A 19,181-nucleotide genomic window follows, 5' to 3' on the forward strand; every position below is an offset into this window, starting at 1 on the left:
TCTGGAAATGCGTGGTTACATTCGCCTGCCGGATAACGTATCTGGCCCCCGGCTCGCCTCAAGCGGCCTTGAAAAACAGTATGTTGACCGGTTCCTCTCGCTTGAAGACGTTTGTTTTCATGCAGGCGCGGCGATATACTCGCTGCCCGTCGCGCGTCGGCTTACCCCGGCCTTCGTGCGGAGAACCCGCTCCGGTTATGACTTCCGAACTGTCTGCGGGTTCCGTTCCCGACAACCGCTCCTTTTTTGGAGCCCGGCTATAAGTGATGGCTACCGTGAACGATAAGCGACCTGTAAATCTGGATCTGACGACGATCAAGTTCCCGGTCCCCGCCCTGGCTTCCATCTCCCATCGCATTAGCGGTATTGCCATCTTTGTGGCCCTGCCGATTCTGCTCTGGATGCTGGATCGCTCTTTGGCGTCCCCGGAAAGTTTTGCGCAACTGAAGGCCTGTCTGGCCAACCCCTGGGCCAAGCTCGTGCTCTGGGGTGTGCTGGCTGCGCTGTCTTACCACCTCGTGGCAGGCACTCGACACCTCATCATGGACCTTGGCTTTGGTGACACACTGGAGGCCGGCCGCCGTGGCGCCGTTCTGGTGTTCATTATTTCCATTGTTCTCATTGTTCTGGCGGGAGTCTGGGTATGGTAACCAGCGTCACAAGTCTCGGCCGAAACGGCATCTCCGACTGGCTTGTCCAGCGTGTCAGTGCGGTGCTGCTCGGCGTCTATCTTATCGGCCTGGCCGGTTATCTGATCTGCACCGGCAGCGATCTGGAGTATGCCACCTGGCATGCCCTGATGACCTCGCTGCCGATGATGATCATCAATACTCTGGTGGTGTTTGCGATTGCCGCACACGCCTGGATCGGGCTCTGGATCGTAACGACTGACTATCTGACCAGCCTGCAACTCAAGGGTGCGGCAACCGGCCTGCGCCTGCTTGTGCAATCAGTGTTGGCATTATTGCTGTTGGTCTACGTCCTGTGGGGCCTGTGGATGATCTGGGGAGGCGCATAAGCCATGTCGATCAGAACCATTACCTTTGATGCCGTCATTGTGGGCGGCGGCGGCGCGGGCATGCGTGCTTCGCTGCAACTGGCGCAGTCCGGTTTCAAGACTGCGCTGATCTCGAAAGTCTTCCCGACCCGGTCGCATACGGTATCTGCCCAGGGTGGCATCACCTGTGCCATCGCGAGTGCCGATCCGAATGATGACTGGCGCTGGCACATGTATGACACGGTCAAGGGCTCCGACTACATCGGTGACCAGGACGCGATCGAGTATATGTGCTCCGTTGGCCCGGAGGCGGTGTTCGAGCTGGATCACATGGGCCTGCCGTTCTCGCGTACCGAAGAGGGCCGCATCTATCAGCGCCCGTTCGGTGGCCAATCGAAGAACTTTGGCGAAGGTGGCCAGGCGGCGCGTACCTGTGCGGCAGCCGACCGTACCGGCCACGCGCTGCTGCATACCCTGTATCAGCAGAACCTCAAGCACAACACGCAGTTCTATAATGAGTGGCTGGCGATCGAGCTGGTGAAGAACGCACGTGGCCAGATTTGCGGCGTGATCGCCATGTGCATCGAATCCGGCGAAGTGGTGTTCTTCAAATCCAAGGCGACTGTGCTGGCCACCGGTGGCGCCGGCCGCATTTACGCCTCCACCACCAACGCCCTGATCAACACTGGTGACGGTGTCGGCATGGCGATTCGTGCCGGCGTGCCGATGCAGGATATGGAAATGTGGCAGTTTCACCCGACCGGTATTGCTGGCGCCGGGGTGCTGGTCACAGAAGGGTGCCGTGGTGAAGGTGGCTATCTGGTGAACAAGGACGGCGAGCGCTTCATGGAGCGTTATGCGCCGAACGCGAAAGACCTGGCCGGCCGTGACGTCGTTGCCCGTTCGATGATGATGGAAATCCTCGACGGCCGTGGCTGTGGCCCCAATGGCGATCACGTTTACCTGAAGCTTGATCACCTGGGCGAGGAAGTGCTGCATAGCCGCCTGCCGGGTATCTGTGAGCTTTCCATCACCTTTGCCCACGCCGACCCGGTGAAAGAGCCGGTGCCGGTTGTGCCCACCTGCCACTATATGATGGGTGGCGTGCCGGCCAACATTCATGGCCAGGCGCTGCGCCTGAGCGGCGGCCACGAGGGTGATGCCGAAGTGATCGACGGGCTGTTTGCCGTCGGCGAGGTCGGCTGCGTGTCGGTACACGGCGCCAACCGTCTGGGCGGCAACTCGCTGCTGGATCTGGTGGTGTTCGGCCGTGCTGCGGGTCTGTTCATCGAAGATGCGCTGCGCCAGGGCATGGAACAGCCGGAGCCGGGCCGTGACGATATCGAGCAGGCCATGAGCCGCTATCGTCGCTGGGACGATTCCACCAAGGGCGAGTCCGTCACCGATCTGCGCAAGGAGCTACAACAGACCATGCAGAATCACTTCGGTGTATTCCGCAAGGGCGATCTGATGGCGGAAGGGGTTTCCATGCTGGCCGATCTCCGTGGCCGGATTGCCGAAGCCCGTCTGGATGACAAATCTGCCACCTTCAATACGGCACGGGTCGAGGCGCTGGAGCTGGATAACCTGCTCGAAGTGGCCGAGGCGACCGCGATTGCCGCCGAGGGCCGCAAGGAAAGCCGTGGCGCGCATTCCCGCTACGATTTCCCGGATCGTGATGATGAGAACTGGCTGTGCCACTCGATCTATGATCCGACCACCAAAAAACTGGGCAAGCGGGCGGTGAACTTTGCGCCGAAGACCGTGGAAGCCTTCCAGCCCAAAGTGCGGACCTATTAAAGGAGGCCGGGATCAATGAAAGTCAGTATCTATCGCTACAATCCTGAGACCGACCGCGAACCGTACATGCAGGAATACGAGGTCGATACCCAGGGCAAGGACCTGATGGTGCTGGATGTCCTGGCGCTGGTAAAAGAGCAGGACTCCACGCTGGCCTACCGTCGTGCCTGCCGTGAGGGTGTGTGTGGCTCCGATGGCCTGAACATGAACGGCAAGAACGGCCTGGCCTGCGTGACGGCGCTGTCGAGCGTGGCGCCGGGCGTGCTGGAAGGCCGCAAGACGCTGGTGATCCGGCCGCTGCCGGGGCTGCCGGTGATCCGCGACCTGGTGGTCGATATGGGCATGTTCTACGAGCAGTATGAGAAGGTGCAGCCGTACCTGATCAACGATACGCCGGCACCGGCCATCGAACGCCTGCAAAGCCCCGCGGAGCGGGAGAAGCTGGACGGCTTGTACGAGTGTATTTTGTGCGCGTGCTGCTCGACCAGCTGCCCGTCGTTCTGGTGGAACCCGGAGAAGTTCCTGGGCCCGGCCGCGTTGTTGCAAGGCTACCGGTTCATGGCGGATAGCCGTGACACCGCGCTGGAAGAGCGTCTGGCTGGCATGCAGGACCCGTTCTCGCTGTTCCGCTGCCGCGGCATCATGAACTGTGTGGCGGTGTGCCCCAAGGGGCTGAACCCGACCCGCGCCATTGGCAATATCCGCAATCTGTTGCTGGACAGAGCCATCTAAGGTGCAAAAAAGCGGCCTCCGGGCCGCTTTTTTTTGGCTTCGAGCCGGGCAGAGTGGCTTGCAGCGCTGCGGAACAAGCGTGCCGGCACCGTTACGCCAGAGCAGAAGGGTGGCGAGCGCCATGAAGTGGGCACGGGCGTTTCTGCTGAAAGACCGCCAGCAAAGCAGCACGATGGCGAAGGGCATTCCGGCCCGGTTGCTTGCGCCGCCCCGCTATGGCGACGGGCGAATCGCTGTCAGTGTGACGCTGCACGAGACAGGTTCCGACAGACGGGCGGCAATAGCCCTTGTAAATTCGACGGGTGCCCCCATGACACTAAGGTGGACGCTGGCCTGATACTGGCGTAGGTTCACCTTGAGTAACAAGTGGTTGTCAAATTTTTTGCCTTTTGCGTCTAACAATCCGGCGCCAAAGTGGCTACACTGAGGGCCGTCTGGGGTCATCCCCCGGACGCAAAAAATGTATCGGGAGAGTCGGCGCTTACAAGGCGCCGTCTCTGTAATCTAAACGCGGGAAACGGGCGATCCCCCTGCGAACACCTGGCCAGGGGGCCGGCTCCTTCTCCCGAGAAGGAACAAGACACGATGCAAGACAGTTCCATGCAGCGCCAGTTGGCGTCCTCTCACATCGGGGGCAGCAATGCGGCCTATGTTGATGAACTGTACGAAGCCTACCTGACTGATCCCAACGCGGTGCCGGAGGACTGGCGCGCGTACTTTGAAAAATTGCCGAGCGTCGAGGGCAGCGTCGAATCCGACCTGCCGCACAGCGCGATTCGCGAATACTTCCTGTTGCAAGCCAAAAACCGTTCCCGTGTGCAGAAGTTCGGTGCCGGTGCTGTCAGCACTGAGCATGAGCGGCGCCAGGTGCGGGTATTGCACCTGATTGCGGCATACCGCAACCGGGGCCATCAGGTCGCCAGCCTCGACCCGTTGGGCCTGATGGAGCGGGAGCAGGTACCTGATCTGGAACTGGCCCACCACGGCCTGAGCCAGGCGGATCTGGAGACGGTATTCCAGACCGGTAACCTGTTCATCGGCAAGCCGGAAGCAACTCTTCGCGAGATCGTCGATTGCTTGCGCGGCACCTATTGCACCTCAGTCGGTGCCGAGTACATGCACATCGTCAATACTGCGGAGAAGCGCTGGATCCAGCAACGGCTGGAGAGCGTGCGCAGCCATCCGCAGTATGGCGCCGATATTCGTACCCATATTCTTGAGCGTCTGATCGCCGCCGAAGGGCTGGAAAAGTACCTGGGCAGCCGTTATCCGGGCACCAAGCGCTTCGGCCTCGAGGGCGGTGAGTCGCTGATCCCGCTGGTGGATGAAGTGATTCAGCGTGCCGGTAGCTATGGCGTGAAGGAGATCGTTATCGGCATGGCCCACCGGGGCCGCTTGAACGTGCTGGTGAATACCCTGGGCAAGAGCCCGGCGGATCTGTTCGGCGAGTTCGAAGGCAAGACCTTCAACGAGCGTGGTTCCGGCGACGTGAAATATCACCAGGGTTTTTCTTCCAACGTGCAAACACCGGGTGGCGAAGTTCATCTGGCGATGGCGTTCAACCCGTCGCACCTGGAAATTGTTTCGCCGGTGGTGGAAGGCTCGGTGCGGGCTCGTCAGGACCGCCGCAGCGATGCCAATGGCGATCAGGTGGTGCCGTTGCTGATCCACGGTGATGCCGCGTTTGCCGGCCAGGGCGTGGTGATGGAGACATTCCAGATGTCCCAGACCCGCGGCTTCAAGACCGGTGGCACTGTTCACGTGATCGTCAACAACCAGGTGGGCTTTACCACCAGCCGCCGCGAAGATGCACGTTCCACCGAATATTCCACTGATGTGGCAAAAATGGTGCAGGCACCTATTTTCCACGTCAATGGCGATGATCCCGAGGCGGTCTTCTTTGTCACGCAGGTGGCAATGGATTACCGGATGCAGTTCAAAAAAGATGTCGTCATCGATCTGATCTGCTACCGCCGCCTGGGCCACAACGAAGCGGACGAGCCGTCGGCAACACAGCCGCTGATGTACAAAAAGATCAAGTCGCACCCGACTACGCGTACGCTCTACGCAGAGCGGCTGATCAAGGAAGGCGTGCTGAGTGAAGACGCAAGCACGGAGATGGCCGAACAGTACCGCAGTATGCTCGACCAGGGACTGCACGTTGTGCAGGCGCTGGTGCGCGAGCCGAACAAGGCGTTGTTCGTCGACTGGTCTCCTTATATCGGCCATGAGGTGGTCGATGACTGGGACACCGGTTTCCCGCTGAAGAAGATGCAAGCGCTGGCGGCGCAACTGGAAACCTTGCCGGAAGGCATGGTGGCCCAGCGCCAGGTGAAGAAAATTGTCGAAGACCGCAGCAAGATGACAGCCGGCGCGTTGCCCATCAACTGGGGGTATGCCGAAACCATGGCATACGCCACACTGCTCGACCAGGGCTTTCCGGTACGCCTGACGGGTCAGGATGTGGGGCGTGGCACTTTTTCACACCGCCACGCAGTGCTGCATAACCAGAAGAATGGCGAATCGTATGTGCCGCTGAAACACCTCTACGAGGATCAGCCGCGCTTCGAGATTTACGACTCGCTGTTGTCCGAGGAAGCAGTGCTGGCGTTCGAATACGGTTACGCCACCACCACGCCGAAGGCGTTAGTGATCTGGGAAGCCCAGTTCGGTGATTTCGCCAACGGTGCGCAAGTCGTGATCGATCAGTTCATTTCGTCCGGCGAGGCGAAGTGGGCACGGATCTGCGGTTTGACACTGTTGCTGCCGCACGGTTACGAAGGGCAGGGGCCGGAGCATTCTTCTGCGCGTCTGGAACGTTTCTTGCAGTTGTGTGCCGAACACAATATGCAAATTTGTGTGCCCACCACGCCGGCACAGATTTTCCATCTGTTGCGGCGCCAGGTGATCCGCCCGTTGCGTAAGCCACTGGTGGTAATGAGCCCGAAGAGCCTGCTGCGCCACAAGCGCGCCACTTCTTCGCTGGAAGAGCTGGCAGAGGGCCGCTTCCAGACCGTGCTGGGCGAGCAGATTCTGGTGGACGATCCGGCCAGCATCAAGCGGCTGATCCTGTGCAGCGGCAAGGTTTACTACGATCTGCTGGAGAAGCGAGAAGCCGACGAGATCACTGATACCGCCATCGTGCGGGTGGAGCAGCTCTATCCGTTCCCGGAAGAGAAGCTTTACGAGGTGATCGAGCAATATCGTAATCTGGAGACGGTAGTCTGGTGCCAGGAAGAGCCCATGAACCAGGGCGCCTGGTATTGCAGCCAGCATCACATGCGTAATGTGATCGGGCGACTCAATCCGAAGCTGAGCCTGCGTTATGCCGGCCGTGTTTCGGCGGCAGCACCAGCAGCGGGGCTGATGTCACAACATGTGGCGCAGCAGCAGAAGCTGGTACAGGACGCTTTCGAGCAGTAACAAGCAGAATCAAACTCGGGACCAAGGGCAGAACATGTCAATCGAAATCAAGGCGCCACAATTTCCGGAATCGGTAGCAGACGGCACCGTTGCCACCTGGCACAAACAGGAAGGCGACGCGGTGAAACGCGATGAGCTGCTGGTCGACATTGAAACGGACAAAATCGTGCTGGAGGTGGTGGCTGCCTCGGACGGCGTGATGGGCAAAATTCTCAAGGGCGAAGGCGAGACCGTTGAGAGCGAAGAAGTACTCGGCATTCTGGAGGCGGGCGGCGCCAAGCCGGCTGCTGCTGCCGCCAAACCTGCCGCTGAAGCGCAGGGTGAGCAGGCAGCGAGCGCAGATGCGGACGACGCCGGCGCAGAGGCGGACGCTGTTGCCGGCCCGGCCGCACGCAAGCTGATCAGCGAGCACGGCCTGGATGCGGCAGCGATCAAGGGCTCCGGCAAGGGCGGCCGGATCACCCGCGAAGATGTTGAAAAGGCGCTCAAGGAGCGTGAAGACGCGAAACGTTCGAGCGCGGCTTCGCCGGCCCCGCAGTCAGCCGCCGCAGAAGCACCGGCTGCACCGGGGCAGCGTGAAGAACGCCGCGTACCGATGACGCGGTTGCGCAAGCGTATCGCCCAGCGTCTGGTGGAAGCGCAACAGACGGCCGCCATGCTCACCACCTTCAACGAAGTGAACATGAAACCGATCATGCAGATGCGCAAGGATTACCAGAGTGCATTTGAAAAGGCGCACGGTGTGCGGCTGGGCTTCATGAGCTTCTTTGTGCGCGCCTGTGTGGAAGCACTCAAGCGCTACCCGGCGGTGAATGCCTCCATCGACGCCGACGATATCGTTTATCATGGCTTCTACGATATCGGCGTCGCGGTTTCTTCCGAGCGCGGGCTGGTCGTGCCAGTGCTGCGTGATGTGGACCAGAAAGGCCTCGCCGAGGTGGAAACGCAGATCATCGAATACGGCAACAAGGCGCGTGACGGCAAGCTCTCCATCGACGAGATGACCGGCGGCACCTTTACCATTTCCAATGGTGGTGTATTCGGTTCGCTGCTGTCGACGCCGATCCTGAACCCGCCGCAAACAGCAATCCTGGGGATGCACAAGATCCAGGAGCGTCCGATGGCGGTAGACGGCAAGGTGGAAATCCTGCCGATGATGTACCTCGCCCTTTCCTATGACCATCGTCTGATTGATGGCAAGGAAGCGGTGCAATTCCTGGTCGCAGTGAAGAACTTCATCGAAGACCCGGCACGCCTGCTGCTGGATATCTGATAGCCGCGGCTGACTTCTGATGACCCGCCGCGCCGTCCTGGCGCGGCGCTGGATCGCAAGGACAAGATGATGAGCGAGAAATACGACGTAATCGTGATCGGAGGTGGCCCCGGTGGCTACGCAGCGGCGATTCGTGCTGCGCAGCTGGGCCTGAAAACCGCCTGTATTGAAAAGCGCATCAACAAGCACGGCAAGCCGGCCTTGGGCGGTACCTGCCTCAACGTGGGCTGCATTCCCTCCAAGGCGCTGCTGGATTCCTCCTGGAAGTATCTCGAAGCCAACGAAAAGCTGGCCGCGCACGGCATTGAAGTGGGCAAGGTGAAGCTTGATGTCGCGCAGATGCAAAAGCGCAAGGATGACGTGGTGGTGCAACTCACCAACGGCATCAGTGCGTTGTTCCAGGCCAATAAAGTGACCTGGCTGCAAGGCACCGGGCGGCTGCTGGCAAACAAGCAAGTGGAATTTACCGCCAACGACAAGGAAGAGGCGGAAATCCTCGAAGCCGAGCACGTCATTCTGGCGGCTGGCTCCGTGCCGGTGAATATCGGTGTTGCGCCGCTGAAAGATGATCTGGTGGTGGATTCCACCGGTGCGCTGGAGTTCGACAGTGTGCCCAAGCGCCTCGGCGTGATCGGCGCTGGCGTCATCGGCCTGGAGCTGGGTAGTGTCTGGGCACGGTTGGGCGCGGAAGTGATCGTGCTGGAAGCCGTGGACAAGTTCCTGCCGGCAGTCGATGCGCAGGTGTCGAAAGAAGCGCTGAAAATTTTTCAGAAGCAGGGCCTGGATATCCGCCTCGGTGCACGGGTAACCGGCAGCGAAGTGAAAGGCAAGAAAGTCACGGTGTCCTATTCCGATGCCAAGGGCGATCAGCAGGAAACCTTTGATCGCCTGATCGTTGCGGTGGGTCGTCGCCCTGTGACGGAAGAGCTGCTTTCGGCCGACGCAGGCGTATCGCTGGACGAGCGCAATTATATCTACGTGGATGGCCAGTGCCGCACCAACGTGCCCGGCGTGTATGCCATCGGCGACCTGGTGCGTGGCCCGGCGCTGGCGCACAAGGCACTGGAAGAAGGTGTGATGGTGGCGGATGTGATCGCGGGTGAGCACACCCAGATCAACTACGATGCCATTGCCTCCGTGATTTATACCCACCCCGAAGTGGCCTGGGTCGGCAAGACCGAAGAAGAGGCCAAGGCATCCGGTGAAGCGTACAAGACAGGCGTGGTGCCGTTTGCGGCCAATGGCCGGGCCCTGGCTGCGGCGGATGCCGAAGGGCTGGTCAAGTTCGTGGTGGATGAGAAAACCGATCGCGTGCTGGGTATGCATGTGGTCGGCCCGCAAGCCTCCGAGCTGATCCAGCAGGGGGTGATCGCCATGGAATTCGGCTCCACCATTGAAGACTTGCAGTTGATGGTCTTCAGCCACCCGACACTGTCGGAGACAGTGCACGAGGCAGCGCTTGCTGCGGATTATCGGGCTATTCACATCGCCCAGCGGCGGCGCAAGAAGTAATCCGGGAAGCCGGGCGCGCTGCCGCAAGGCGGGCGCGGGCCGGCTTGTTTTCAACGTGTTTATGACGACGGAAACTGCACATGAACCTGCACGAGTATCAGGGCAAGCAGCTATTTGCTGAATACGGGCTGCCGGTGTCCAAAGGCTATGCCTGTGACACGCCTGAAGAAGTAGCGGCCAAGGCGAAGGAAATTGGCGGCGATCGCTGGGTGGTAAAAGCCCAGGTACACGCGGGCGGCCGAGGCAAGGCTGGTGGCGTGAAGCTGGTGGAGAGCCCTGAAGAAGCGGCTGAATTTGCCAAGAAGTGGCTGGGCCAGCGCCTGGTCACCTTCCAGACCGATGAGCACGGCCAGCCCGTCTCGAAAATTCTGGTGGAGAGCTGCACCGATATTGCAGATGAGCTGTATCTGGGTGCGGTGGTAGACCGCGCCACGCGTCGCGTGGTGTTCATGGCATCTACCGAAGGCGGCATGGACATTGAAACCGTCGCGGAAGAAACACCGGACAAGATTCTCAAGGCCACCATTGATCCGCTGGTAGGCGCGCAGCCGTTCCAGGGCCGCGAGCTGGCGTTCAAGCTCGGCCTGAAAGGCGATCAGATCAAGCAGTTCGTGAAAATTTTCATGGGCCTTGCAAAGCTGTTCGAGGAAAAAGACCTGGCACTGCTGGAAGTGAACCCGCTGGTGGTGACGCCGGAAGGCAATCTGCATTGCCTGGATGCCAAGATCGGCATCGACGGCAGTGCACTGTATCGCCAGCCGGCACTGCGCGAAATGGATGATCCCACTCAGGAAGACGCACGCGAGCGCCGTGCTGCCGAATGGGATCTCAACTATGTGGCGCTGGAAGGCAACATCGGTTGCATGGTGAACGGCGCCGGGCTGGCGATGGCCACCATGGACATCATCAAGCTCAAGGGCGGTGCCCCGGCCAACTTCCTGGATGTGGGCGGCGGCGCTACCAAGGAGCGCGTTACCGAAGCCTTCAAGATCATCCTTTCCGATGATCAGGTGAAGGGCGTGCTGGTGAATATTTTTGGCGGCATCGTACGCTGCGACCTGATCGCTGACGGTATTCTTGCTGCAGTGAAAGAGGTTGGCGTGCAAGTGCCGGTCGTGGTGCGCCTGGAAGGCAACAATGCCGAGCTGGGTGCGAAGAAACTCGCAGAAAGTGATCTGAACGTGATTGCGGCCAGCGGCTTCGATGACGCCGCCGAGCAGATCGTCAAGGCAGTCGGGGGTGCAGCGTGAGCGTACTGATTAACAAAGATACCAAAGTCATCTGCCAGGGTTTTACCGGCTCGCAAGGCACCTTCCATTCCGAGCAGGCGATTGCTTACGGCACCAGGATGGTTGGCGGAGTCACGCCGGGCAAGGGCGGCCAGACGCACCTCGGCCTGCCGGTGTTCAATACCGTGCGTGAAGCGGTGGAAGCCACTGGCGCAACGGCGTCGGTGATCTATGTGCCGGCTGCATTCTGCAAAGACTCCATCATTGAAGCGGCTGACGCGGGTATCGAACTGATTGTTTGTATCACCGAAGGTATTCCGTCACTGGATATGCTGTATGTGAAGGAATACATCGAGCAGAAGGAAGGCGTGCGCCTGATCGGGCCGAACTGCCCCGGCATCATCGTGCCGGGCCAGTGCAAGATCGGCATCATGCCGGGGCATATCCACCAGCCGGGCAAAGTGGGCATCGTGTCGCGTTCCGGCACCCTGACCTACGAAGCGGTACACCAGACCACCGCGCTGGGCTTTGGCCAGTCCGCCTGTATCGGTATTGGCGGTGACCCGATTCCGGGCACCACCTTCATTGATGCGCTGAAGCTGTTCCAGGATGACCCGCAAACCGAAGCGATCATCATGGTGGGCGAAATCGGTGGCACTGCCGAAGATGAAGCCGCGGCTTACATCAAGGAGCACGTCACCAAGCCGGTAGTCTCCTACATCGCCGGTGTGACGGCCCCTGCTGGCAAGCGCATGGGCCACGCGGGTGCCATCATCGCGGGTGGTAAAGGTACGGCAGATGAAAAGTTTGCCGTGCTGGAAGCCGCCGGTGTGAAGACTGTTCGCAACCCGGCGCAGATCGGCCTGGCACTGAAAGAACTGACAGGCTGGTAACAGCGTCTGCTGGCCGGCAACGGCCAGCCTGCGTACGAGAACCCTCCGCCTGCTAGCCGGGCGGAGGGTTTTTCATGCCTGACTTGTTCGTGCGGTCACGTCGCCTGACGCGGGCTGCCGGCCGAGGGGACGCCATCCAGTCGCCACAAGCTGAGCCCATAAAAAAACCGGCACGAGGCCGGTTTCTTCTGTCGGGAAAGACGGAGCGCGCTATCCTGGCGCGCTGGCTACGACCCGTTCAATGGAGCGTGTCGTCGTCGTCCAGATCAAAGAATTCATAATCACTGAGTTCTCGCGCAAGGCGGCGTTGTTCCAGCCGATCCTCGATGCGGTGTCTCATGTCGAGGTTGAAGGCACGGCTGCGTGGTGCCGGTTCGTCCCGCTCTTCCTCGGAGTCATCTTCGTCAAGAAACTCGATATCGTCGTTCATCAGCGCATCATCCGTTTCATCATCATAATCCCGGTCAGTGTGATGATCGGCCATTGCAGACCCTCCTGCGTTGCCCACTCAACAACAAGCGTGACTGTGTGATTGCCAGCTACCTGATCCAGGTTCCGGCAGAGCAATCGGTATTGCCGTGGGCTCCCGCAGGGAAGCCCACAGCGCCTGTATACCGTCGGTTTTCCCTTCTGACAAGCACTTTTTCCCCGGTGCCGGACAGTTCGTGAGCAATGGCTCGCTGTAGATGCGGCATACACCATAGCGGGCGAGTGTTTTGCGGGATATTGTTGCCGGCCAACGGGGTACGATGCAGGATGCGTTGCCGTGCAAGCACTGCGTTTTTCGGTGATGGCAGGGTGCCATGAGGGTGTCATGACAGGCTGCATGGCGCTGCACTGGCGCCGCCCGGTGCGAGCAATTCTGGCCAGCGCCGGCATTGCTTTGTAGAGTGTGCCGGAGAGCGGCCTGACTCTTGTCGATGCCGGCGCTGAACAAGAATAGAAACGAGACAAAGCAGGCTGAAGCAGGCATGGGGGGAACGTCGTTGATGGCCGGAGCAATGCTGCTGGTGGGGATAACGGGGCTGCTGCTCGGTACGGCTGCGCTGATGCGCGACGCCGCCGGCCGGGGCTACTCGCCGCTTTGGTTTCTGTTGCCTGGTGTGGGGCTGGGCTATGTGCAGGAAAACTGGGCAGAGATCGGCTGGGCTGCGCTGCTGCGCGTGTTGGGCCTGGCCTTGATACTGCTCGGCGCGGGGCTGATGGTGGCGCGTGACCCGCTACTGCTGAGCCATCCGCAGCGGTTGTTCGGCACCCCGACCTCCGCAACGATGGCGGGTAGCCAGCACGCGGAGCTGAACTCCTATATTGGCTCCGAGGAGGCCATCCTGCTGGCTATCCGCAATGACGCCAATCCGCATTTGACCGGACGTGTGAACGGCCAGCATTTTCATTACCAGCGGGTCGAGCTGGTAGACGGAGTGCTCAGTGCTCAGCAGGGTGAAGGTTTTATTCCCGAACTTGAGGTGCGTGTGTTGCTCCCGGAAGACCCGCTGCCGGTGCACGAACGCAAAACGATTTATGTGCGGCCGGGTGACGAACAGGCCCCCGAAATCCACTTGTCCTGGCTGCCAGCGGGGCAGGAGTTACCGGAGACGCGCATCATCACAGGCGGCTATCGCATGGAGCTGCATCTGGCGCCGCTGGATCGTTATCAACTGAAAGGTTTTCTGCAACTGCTGCTACCGGATATCGAGCGCAGTTTTCTCTCGGGTGAATTCATCGCGCACACCAACCGCCTGCGCTATGTGGATGGGCAGGTGGACTTGCGTTTTGATCATCCGGATACGCTGGATTATCTGGCAGAGCAGTACCTGGCAAGCCAGTTTCCGGCCGGCATGATCCGCCAGACGGAGCTGCTCGGCACGACCATGCGCCGCCGGGAGGGTACAGGCACCAGCCATGTGCGAATCGCTTTGACGAACGGCCGTGTGGAGGAGCGCACATTGCACATGGAGCGCACGGAAGTGGGTTGGGTGATGCGGCCTGGCAATGTGGCGGTGGTGGTGCTGGAGCCGGGCGAGACGGCAGACGTGCGCGCACCGCAGGTGCGTCGGCCGGAGCGCCGCGACGATACGCCGGAGGTGCCGGCTTCGATCACGGTGACGTTTGCTGAGCTGGGGCGTTACAGGGGCCAGCAGGTGACGGTATTGCGAGAGGCTGCGGCCCCGCAACAGCAAGGCATCGTGCGCGGCCTGGAGCGCAATCGCTTGCTGTTGGAAACAACCCTGGGCAGCGGCACGCTGGAATATTTCGTCGAGCAGCCGGAGCTGTACGGGCTGCGCCTGGCGAACGGCCAGCAGGTGCTGATCAGCGATGGGGCGCGGCGCCCGTCCACTGACGCCAGCCCAGCCGGGAAAAACGCCGGTGAGAGCACCCGTGGAAATATCAGTGGAAACGCCGGTGAAAGTACCGACGACAGTGCGCTAGCGGAGCCGTCCCCCTACGCCGGGCTGATCGGCCGGATGGTGCGCATAACCGGGCACGACGGCCGTAGCCGCACTGGAGTGTTGAGCCGCGTCACCGCTGCGCATCTCACGCTTGAGGTTCCAGTCGGTTCCGGTACGCTGGAATACTACTACCGGCCCGAGGAGGTCGCTGCGCTGGAGCAGGTGGTTCGCCCATGAACATCCTGGTTACTGGCGGTACGGGTTTGTCGGCCGCCAGCGGTGTCTATAACGCGGTGGCGCAAGGCCGGTAACTCGCGCTCGGTTCTGTCGGGCGCTGGCCGCGCCGGCCAAACGGGCTGCGCGAGCCGGCGTTGCCGTTGAAGCTGGCTCCGGGCGAGATGTCAGGGCTGTTGCCTGGTGGTCAGAAAGTGCTTCCGGCAAGGCTGCCGGAACAGGGTTTTGCCTTTCGTTTTCGCGAGATCGAGCCTGCTCTGGCCGATCTGCTGGCGGCGAGCACTTGATTGCGAGCCAGCCAGGGGATACCTATGATGCGCGCTGGTGGCGAAGCCTGATAGCCGCACGTGCATATCCCGGCGCAGGGCTTCGCAAAGGGCATCGGCCCGATTCCAGCCCGATTTCAATCTGAAGAGGCAGCGCCCGCTCATGACACAACAACCGGAAGTCGCGGCAGTTCTCGGGGGTGGCAGCTTCGGCACGGCCATTGCTTCAATCCTGGTGCAAAACGGGCATCAGGTGCGGCTGTGGGTGCGCGATCCCGAAACAGCGGCGGTCATCAATAACGAGCGGGAAAACCCGCGCTACCTGCCGGGCACGGAGCTGCCCGAAGGCATGCAAGCCAGTGAAGACCTGATCGAGTGCCTGACCGGCGCGACCATGGTGTTCATGGCAGTGCCGAGCAAGGCGTTCATGGAGGTGCTGGACCAGGCGCGGGACCATATCCCCGAAGGCACGCTGGCGATCAGTTGCACCAAAGGCATTCACGCCGATGGTTTTCTGCTGATGAGCCAGCTGTTGCAGCGCGAATGGCCGCATACGCGGGTGGGTGTGCTCAGTGGCCCGAATCTGGCCCGCGAGATCGCCGAGCGAAAATTCACCGGCACCGTGATTGCCAGCGCCGATGCGGAGCTTTGCAAGCGCGTTCAGGACGCGCTCAGTTGTGATTATTTTCGCGTCTACGACAGTAGCGACATGTTCGGCGTGGAGCTGGGCGGCGCGCTGAAAAACATTTATGCAATCGCCACTGGCATGGCCGCAGCAGTGGGCGTGGGCGACAACACCCACGGCCTGTTGATTACGCGCAGTCTGGCCGAAATGAGCCGCTTTGCGGTGCAGATGGGCGCCAGTCCGTTAACGTTTCTCGGCCTTGCCGGGGTGGGCGATCTGATCGTCACGGCGTCTTCCAGCCTGTCGCGCAATTACCGGGTGGGCTATCAGATCGGCCAGGGTAAATCACTGGACGAGGCCGTGGCGGCGCTGGGGCAGACCGCCGAAGGTGTGAATACCGTGCGGCTGGTGGCCGAACGAGCCCGGCAGCAGGGCATTTATATGCCGCTGGCCACCGGCCTTTACGCGATCCTGTTCGAGGGCCAGCCACTGGAACAGGTGATCGCGGGATTGATGCGTGGCGAACATAATCATGATGTCGAATTCACCATGGGCGGAGATTGATCCCTATGCGTCTGTATGTGGTACGGCATGGCGAAGCGGAGCCGGCAAGCCGCTCCGATGCAGAGCGCCCGCTCACGGAGCGCGGCCGCCGTGATGTGCGCGGCCTGTGGCAAGCGCTGGCGGCGAGGGGCGAAGCACCCACCACCATCATCAGCAGCCCCTATGTGCGTGCGGTGCAGACAGCCCAGGAAATCGCCGGCGTGTTCAACGGCAAGGTGGCACGCACGACAGAGCTGCTGGTGCCGGAGGCCCGACCGCAAGAGGTGTTCGACTGGCTGCTGAGCGAACCACTGCGTGATGGCATGATGCTGGTAAGCCATATGCCGCTGGTATCACTGCTGGTGGGCAGGCTGGTGGATGGTGCCGAGGCACGGGTGCCCATGAGTGTGGGCGCAGTGGCGCTGCTGGATATCGACGTGCCGGTCGCGGCTGGTGGCCGGCTGGTATGGCTGCGCTCGCCCGGTGAGGCGCTCTGAGGCAGCCGCGGAAAGGAGAAGGCAAATGGCAATCTGGCGTGTGCCGGTGGATATCGACCGTATCAATGCCTGGCAGGCCGAGACGATCAACGGCGTGCTCGGGATCACCGTGACGGAAGTGGGGGAGGACAGCATCACTGGCACCATGCCCGTGGACCGGCGCACCCACCAGCCGATGGGCATCCTGCATGGCGGGGCCTCGGTGGTGCTGGCGGAATCGCTGGGCAGCATGGCGGCAAATTATTGCGTTGACCCCGCCACGCACTACTGTGTGGGCCTGGATATCAACGCCAACCACCTGCGCTCGGTGCGCGCCGGGCTGGTCACGGGCGTCGCCAGCCCGATCCACATCGGGCGCACCACCCAGGTGTGGGAAATCCGCATTAGCGACGAGGCAGCCAAGCCGGTCTGTATTGCGCGCCTGACGTTGGCAGTGCTGGCACATGACCGCTCGTCGCCCTGAGCCGCCCGGCGGCAAGGCAAAGCGGGCAATTGTGATACGTTTGGCATGCCAAGGGCTGAGCCATTGTATTAGTATTGGTACTTAATCATTAGTGGGCGGGGCGCCAGCAGGCTTCCATCATGGCGATCAGGACAGAGCGAATCAGCACTGCGGATTTACAGCTGGGCATGTATGTGGCCGAGCTGGATCGCCCATGGATCGAAACCCCTTTTCCGCTGCAAGGCTTTCACCTGCGCACCCGTGAAGAACTCCAGCAGTTGCAGCACTGGTGCCGCCACGTTTATATCGACCGCCAGCTTGGTAAAGTTGCCCTTGATCCGGTGACGCACCCCCGTGCGGCGGCCCCCGCTACACCCGTACAGCAACAGCCGCGCATTCGCGGCGGGCTGGGCAAGTTCACTCCGGTGAAATATGCAGTAACGCAGCCACTGAAACAGGAAGTAGTGGCGGCGACCCTGTATCACCGGGAGATCACCCGTGCTGTCATCCACCTGTTCAACGATTTGCGCGCCGGCAAAGGGTTGAACGTGCGCGTGGCACGCAAGGCCGCCACGGTGATGGTGCAGAGCATCCTGCGCAACCCTGATGCCATGGTCTGGCTGGCGCGGATCAAGGATGCCAGCAGCTACGGCTATGCCCATGCCATTCGTAGCTCCATTCTCGCTACGGTGTTTGGCCGGCATCTCGGCTTGCCGAAGGATGTGCTGGAAAATCTCGCCACCGGCGTGTTGCTGATGGATGTGGGCAAGACACGCTTGCCGCGTGCCATGCTGAACAGCCCCGAGCCGCTTGATGAAGCAGGTTGGGCCGCCATGCGTCGCCACGTGGATTACGGTGTCGAACTGCTCCAGCACAGCGCGGGCATCAATGAGCAAATGCTGGCGGTGGTGCAGTATCACCACGAGCGGCACGATGGCAGTGGCTATCCGTTTGGCCTCAGCGGCACACAGATTCCGCTGCTGGCGCGTATCGCCGGGATCGTCGATAGCTACGACGCCATCACCAGCGAACGCCCCTGGGCGCCGGCGCGCACCGCTACCGAAGCAGTGTCGTTGCTGTACGAGCAACGCGACACCGGCTTCCAGGGTGCGTTGGTGGAGCAGTTCATTCAGGCTATCGGCGTGTATCCGACCGGCACCGCCGTGGAGCTTTCCACCGGGCAGACGGGGGTAGTTGTCGCGCAGAACCCGGCTCGCCGGTTGCGGCCACAGGTCATGGTGGTGGCCGAGGCCAATGGGCAGCCACTGGCAAGGCCCAGGATTATTGATCTGCTGGCTGTGCAGCAGGACGCCGAAGGCCGGCCGCTGTCAGTGGCCAGCTGCCTGCGCCGGGGTGGTGCGGGCATGGATCTGGCGAATGTGCAGATCAACGCCGTCTGATCGCCGCGCCGGCTGAGGCTGCGCGCTTGCCACGCTCATGGTTTCTGTGCTGATTTTTATTTCCCGGTGATGATCTGTTTCGCTGCGGCGGGCTTTGGCTCCCGGCGGTGTTTTCCATGCGCCGCCATTTCCCCTGAAGCCTCCGCAGGCCGTGTGCTGCTTGCATTTGGCTCCGCTACTTTTTATTTATTGTCAGCGCGTGTTTTATTTCCTGCGGTACATTTATTCCCGTCGATACTTTTTATTCCCTTCGGTTTGTTTCCCTCGGTGCGTCCCTGATTCTGTGGTACTTTCCTTCCGCTGCGGCGCTATCTCAATCGCTCGCGCAAAGGGCGCGGGATGCTCGTACAGTGGTGCTGTGCTCAGGCGCCGGCTCAGGGCTGAAAATCGCGCTCGGCACCTTCCGGCAACAGATCACCGTAGGCGGCGAACAGGGCCTCGCGGGATGCGCGGCTGCGTGCCAGCTTGGCTTCCAGGCGGCGCTTTTGCTGATCCAGTTGCAGGAAGAAATTCACTTTTGCCCGCAGCACGTCCGGGGCCAGGGGCTTGAACAGATAATCGACCGCGCCGGCAAGATAACCTTGCCGGATGAAGCGTTCTTCCTTGGAAATGGCGGTGACAAAAATGATCGGCACCGTGCTGGTGCGCTGATGGCTGCGCATCAGCTGGGCGACTTCAAAGCCATCCATGCCGGGCATTTGTACGTCGAGCAGCACCAGCGCGAAGTCACGCTTGAGCAACTCACGCAGCGCGGCCTGCCCTGAGGTGACACTGACAGGGTCGCAATCGAGGTCTTCCAGCACCACTTCCATGGCAACGAGGTTTTCCGGCGTATCGTCAACAAGCAATACGCAAGCGCGGGGCAGGGGAGTATTGTCCTGCTCCGCCAGTAATGTGTTATCCATCTCAGACATGGCCCATCCGA

The 19,181-nt window shown here is 61.0% G+C and carries 18 protein-coding genes; 16 read left to right on the top strand and 2 right to left on the bottom strand.

Annotation, left to right across the window (positions count from 1 at the left end; translation table 11 throughout):
• The first annotated feature begins 275 nt into the window (after positions 1–275).
• From sdhC to sucD, 9 genes are all read left to right on the top strand, one after another.
• Complete coding sequence (gene sdhC, locus MU846_RS00265; protein ID WP_371738510.1) at positions 276–650, top strand: succinate dehydrogenase, cytochrome b556 subunit; 375 nt, start codon at positions 276–278, stop codon at positions 648–650.
• Complete coding sequence (sdhD, locus tag MU846_RS00270; RefSeq protein WP_246947064.1) at positions 644–1,018, top strand: succinate dehydrogenase, hydrophobic membrane anchor protein; 375 nt, start codon at positions 644–646, stop codon at positions 1,016–1,018. The genes sdhC and sdhD overlap by 7 nt, the downstream gene beginning before the upstream one ends.
• A gap of 3 nt (positions 1,019–1,021) precedes the next feature.
• The gene (sdhA, locus tag MU846_RS00275; RefSeq protein ID WP_246947066.1) at positions 1,022–2,797 is read left to right on the top strand and encodes a succinate dehydrogenase flavoprotein subunit; all 1,776 of its coding nucleotides are present in this window, start codon (positions 1,022–1,024) and stop codon (positions 2,795–2,797) included.
• A 15-nt stretch (positions 2,798–2,812) separates the two neighbouring features.
• Complete coding sequence (locus MU846_RS00280; RefSeq protein WP_246947075.1) at positions 2,813–3,529, top strand: succinate dehydrogenase iron-sulfur subunit; 717 nt, start codon at positions 2,813–2,815, stop codon at positions 3,527–3,529.
• Positions 3,530–4,114: 585 nt separating this feature from the next.
• Positions 4,115–6,952, top strand: a complete 2,838-nt coding sequence (locus MU846_RS00285; protein ID WP_246947077.1) for a 2-oxoglutarate dehydrogenase E1 component — start codon at positions 4,115–4,117, stop codon at positions 6,950–6,952.
• A 34-nt stretch (positions 6,953–6,986) separates the two neighbouring features.
• Entirely contained in the window at positions 6,987–8,225 is a 1,239-nt protein-coding gene (gene odhB / locus MU846_RS00290; RefSeq protein ID WP_246947079.1) for a 2-oxoglutarate dehydrogenase complex dihydrolipoyllysine-residue succinyltransferase, read from the top strand.
• A gap of 69 nt (positions 8,226–8,294) precedes the next feature.
• Positions 8,295–9,737: a dihydrolipoyl dehydrogenase gene (lpdA, locus tag MU846_RS00295; protein ID WP_246947082.1), complete on the top strand. Its 1,443-nt coding sequence runs from the start codon at positions 8,295–8,297 to the stop codon at positions 9,735–9,737.
• Positions 9,738–9,817: 80 nt separating this feature from the next.
• Positions 9,818–10,987, top strand: a complete 1,170-nt coding sequence (sucC, locus tag MU846_RS00300; protein WP_246947085.1) for an ADP-forming succinate--CoA ligase subunit beta — start codon at positions 9,818–9,820, stop codon at positions 10,985–10,987.
• Entirely contained in the window at positions 10,984–11,859 is an 876-nt protein-coding gene (sucD, locus tag MU846_RS00305; protein WP_246947087.1) for a succinate--CoA ligase subunit alpha, read from the top strand. The genes sucC and sucD overlap by 4 nt, the downstream gene beginning before the upstream one ends.
• A 238-nt stretch (positions 11,860–12,097) precedes the next feature.
• On the opposite strand, the gene MU846_RS00310 is transcribed toward sucD, so the two are convergent.
• Entirely contained in the window at positions 12,098–12,343 is a 246-nt protein-coding gene (locus tag MU846_RS00310) for a PA3496 family putative envelope integrity protein (protein WP_246947089.1), read from the bottom strand.
• A 282-nt stretch (positions 12,344–12,625) separates the two neighbouring features.
• On the opposite strand from MU846_RS00310, the gene MU846_RS14565 reads away from it, so the two are divergent.
• The 7 genes from MU846_RS14565 to MU846_RS00340 all read left to right on the top strand — a co-directional run bounded on the left by MU846_RS14565 (position 12,626) and on the right by MU846_RS00340 (position 18,256).
• The gene (locus MU846_RS14565; RefSeq protein WP_306799165.1) at positions 12,626–12,748 is read left to right on the top strand and encodes a hypothetical protein; all 123 of its coding nucleotides are present in this window, start codon (positions 12,626–12,628) and stop codon (positions 12,746–12,748) included.
• A gap of 100 nt (positions 12,749–12,848) precedes the next feature.
• Positions 12,849–14,486 carry a hypothetical protein gene (locus MU846_RS00315; protein WP_246947091.1) on the top strand — a complete coding sequence of 546 codons (1,638 nt, stop codon included), beginning with the start codon at positions 12,849–12,851 and terminating at the stop codon, positions 14,484–14,486.
• 140 nt (positions 14,487–14,626) lie between these two features.
• Positions 14,627–14,770 carry a DUF1731 domain-containing protein gene (locus tag MU846_RS00320; RefSeq protein WP_246947094.1) on the top strand — a complete coding sequence of 48 codons (144 nt, stop codon included), beginning with the start codon at positions 14,627–14,629 and terminating at the stop codon, positions 14,768–14,770.
• Between the two features lie 142 nt (positions 14,771–14,912).
• Positions 14,913–15,938, top strand: coding sequence for an NAD(P)H-dependent glycerol-3-phosphate dehydrogenase (locus MU846_RS00325; RefSeq protein ID WP_246947096.1), 1,026 nt, complete (start codon positions 14,913–14,915; stop codon positions 15,936–15,938).
• A gap of 5 nt (positions 15,939–15,943) precedes the next feature.
• Positions 15,944–16,414, top strand: coding sequence for a phosphohistidine phosphatase SixA (gene sixA / locus MU846_RS00330; RefSeq protein WP_246947097.1), 471 nt, complete (start codon positions 15,944–15,946; stop codon positions 16,412–16,414).
• Between the two features lie 25 nt (positions 16,415–16,439).
• Positions 16,440–16,877 (top strand): hotdog fold thioesterase, encoded by a 438-nt coding sequence (locus MU846_RS00335; RefSeq protein ID WP_246947099.1) that lies wholly within the window; start codon positions 16,440–16,442, stop codon positions 16,875–16,877.
• A 119-nt stretch (positions 16,878–16,996) separates the two neighbouring features.
• Positions 16,997–18,256 (top strand): cyclic di-GMP phosphodiesterase, encoded by a 1,260-nt coding sequence (locus MU846_RS00340; protein WP_246947103.1) that lies wholly within the window; start codon positions 16,997–16,999, stop codon positions 18,254–18,256.
• A gap of 374 nt (positions 18,257–18,630) precedes the next feature.
• On the opposite strand, the gene MU846_RS00345 is transcribed toward MU846_RS00340, so the two are convergent.
• Positions 18,631–19,161 carry a response regulator gene (locus tag MU846_RS00345; protein WP_246948234.1) on the bottom strand — a complete coding sequence of 177 codons (531 nt, stop codon included), beginning with the start codon at positions 19,159–19,161 and terminating at the stop codon, positions 18,631–18,633.
• Between the last annotated feature and the right edge of the window lie 20 nt (positions 19,162–19,181).

This window comes from Alcanivorax quisquiliarum (assembly GCF_023051175.1).
In the GTDB taxonomy this organism is placed as follows: domain Bacteria; phylum Pseudomonadota; class Gammaproteobacteria; order Pseudomonadales; family Alcanivoracaceae; genus Isoalcanivorax; species Isoalcanivorax quisquiliarum.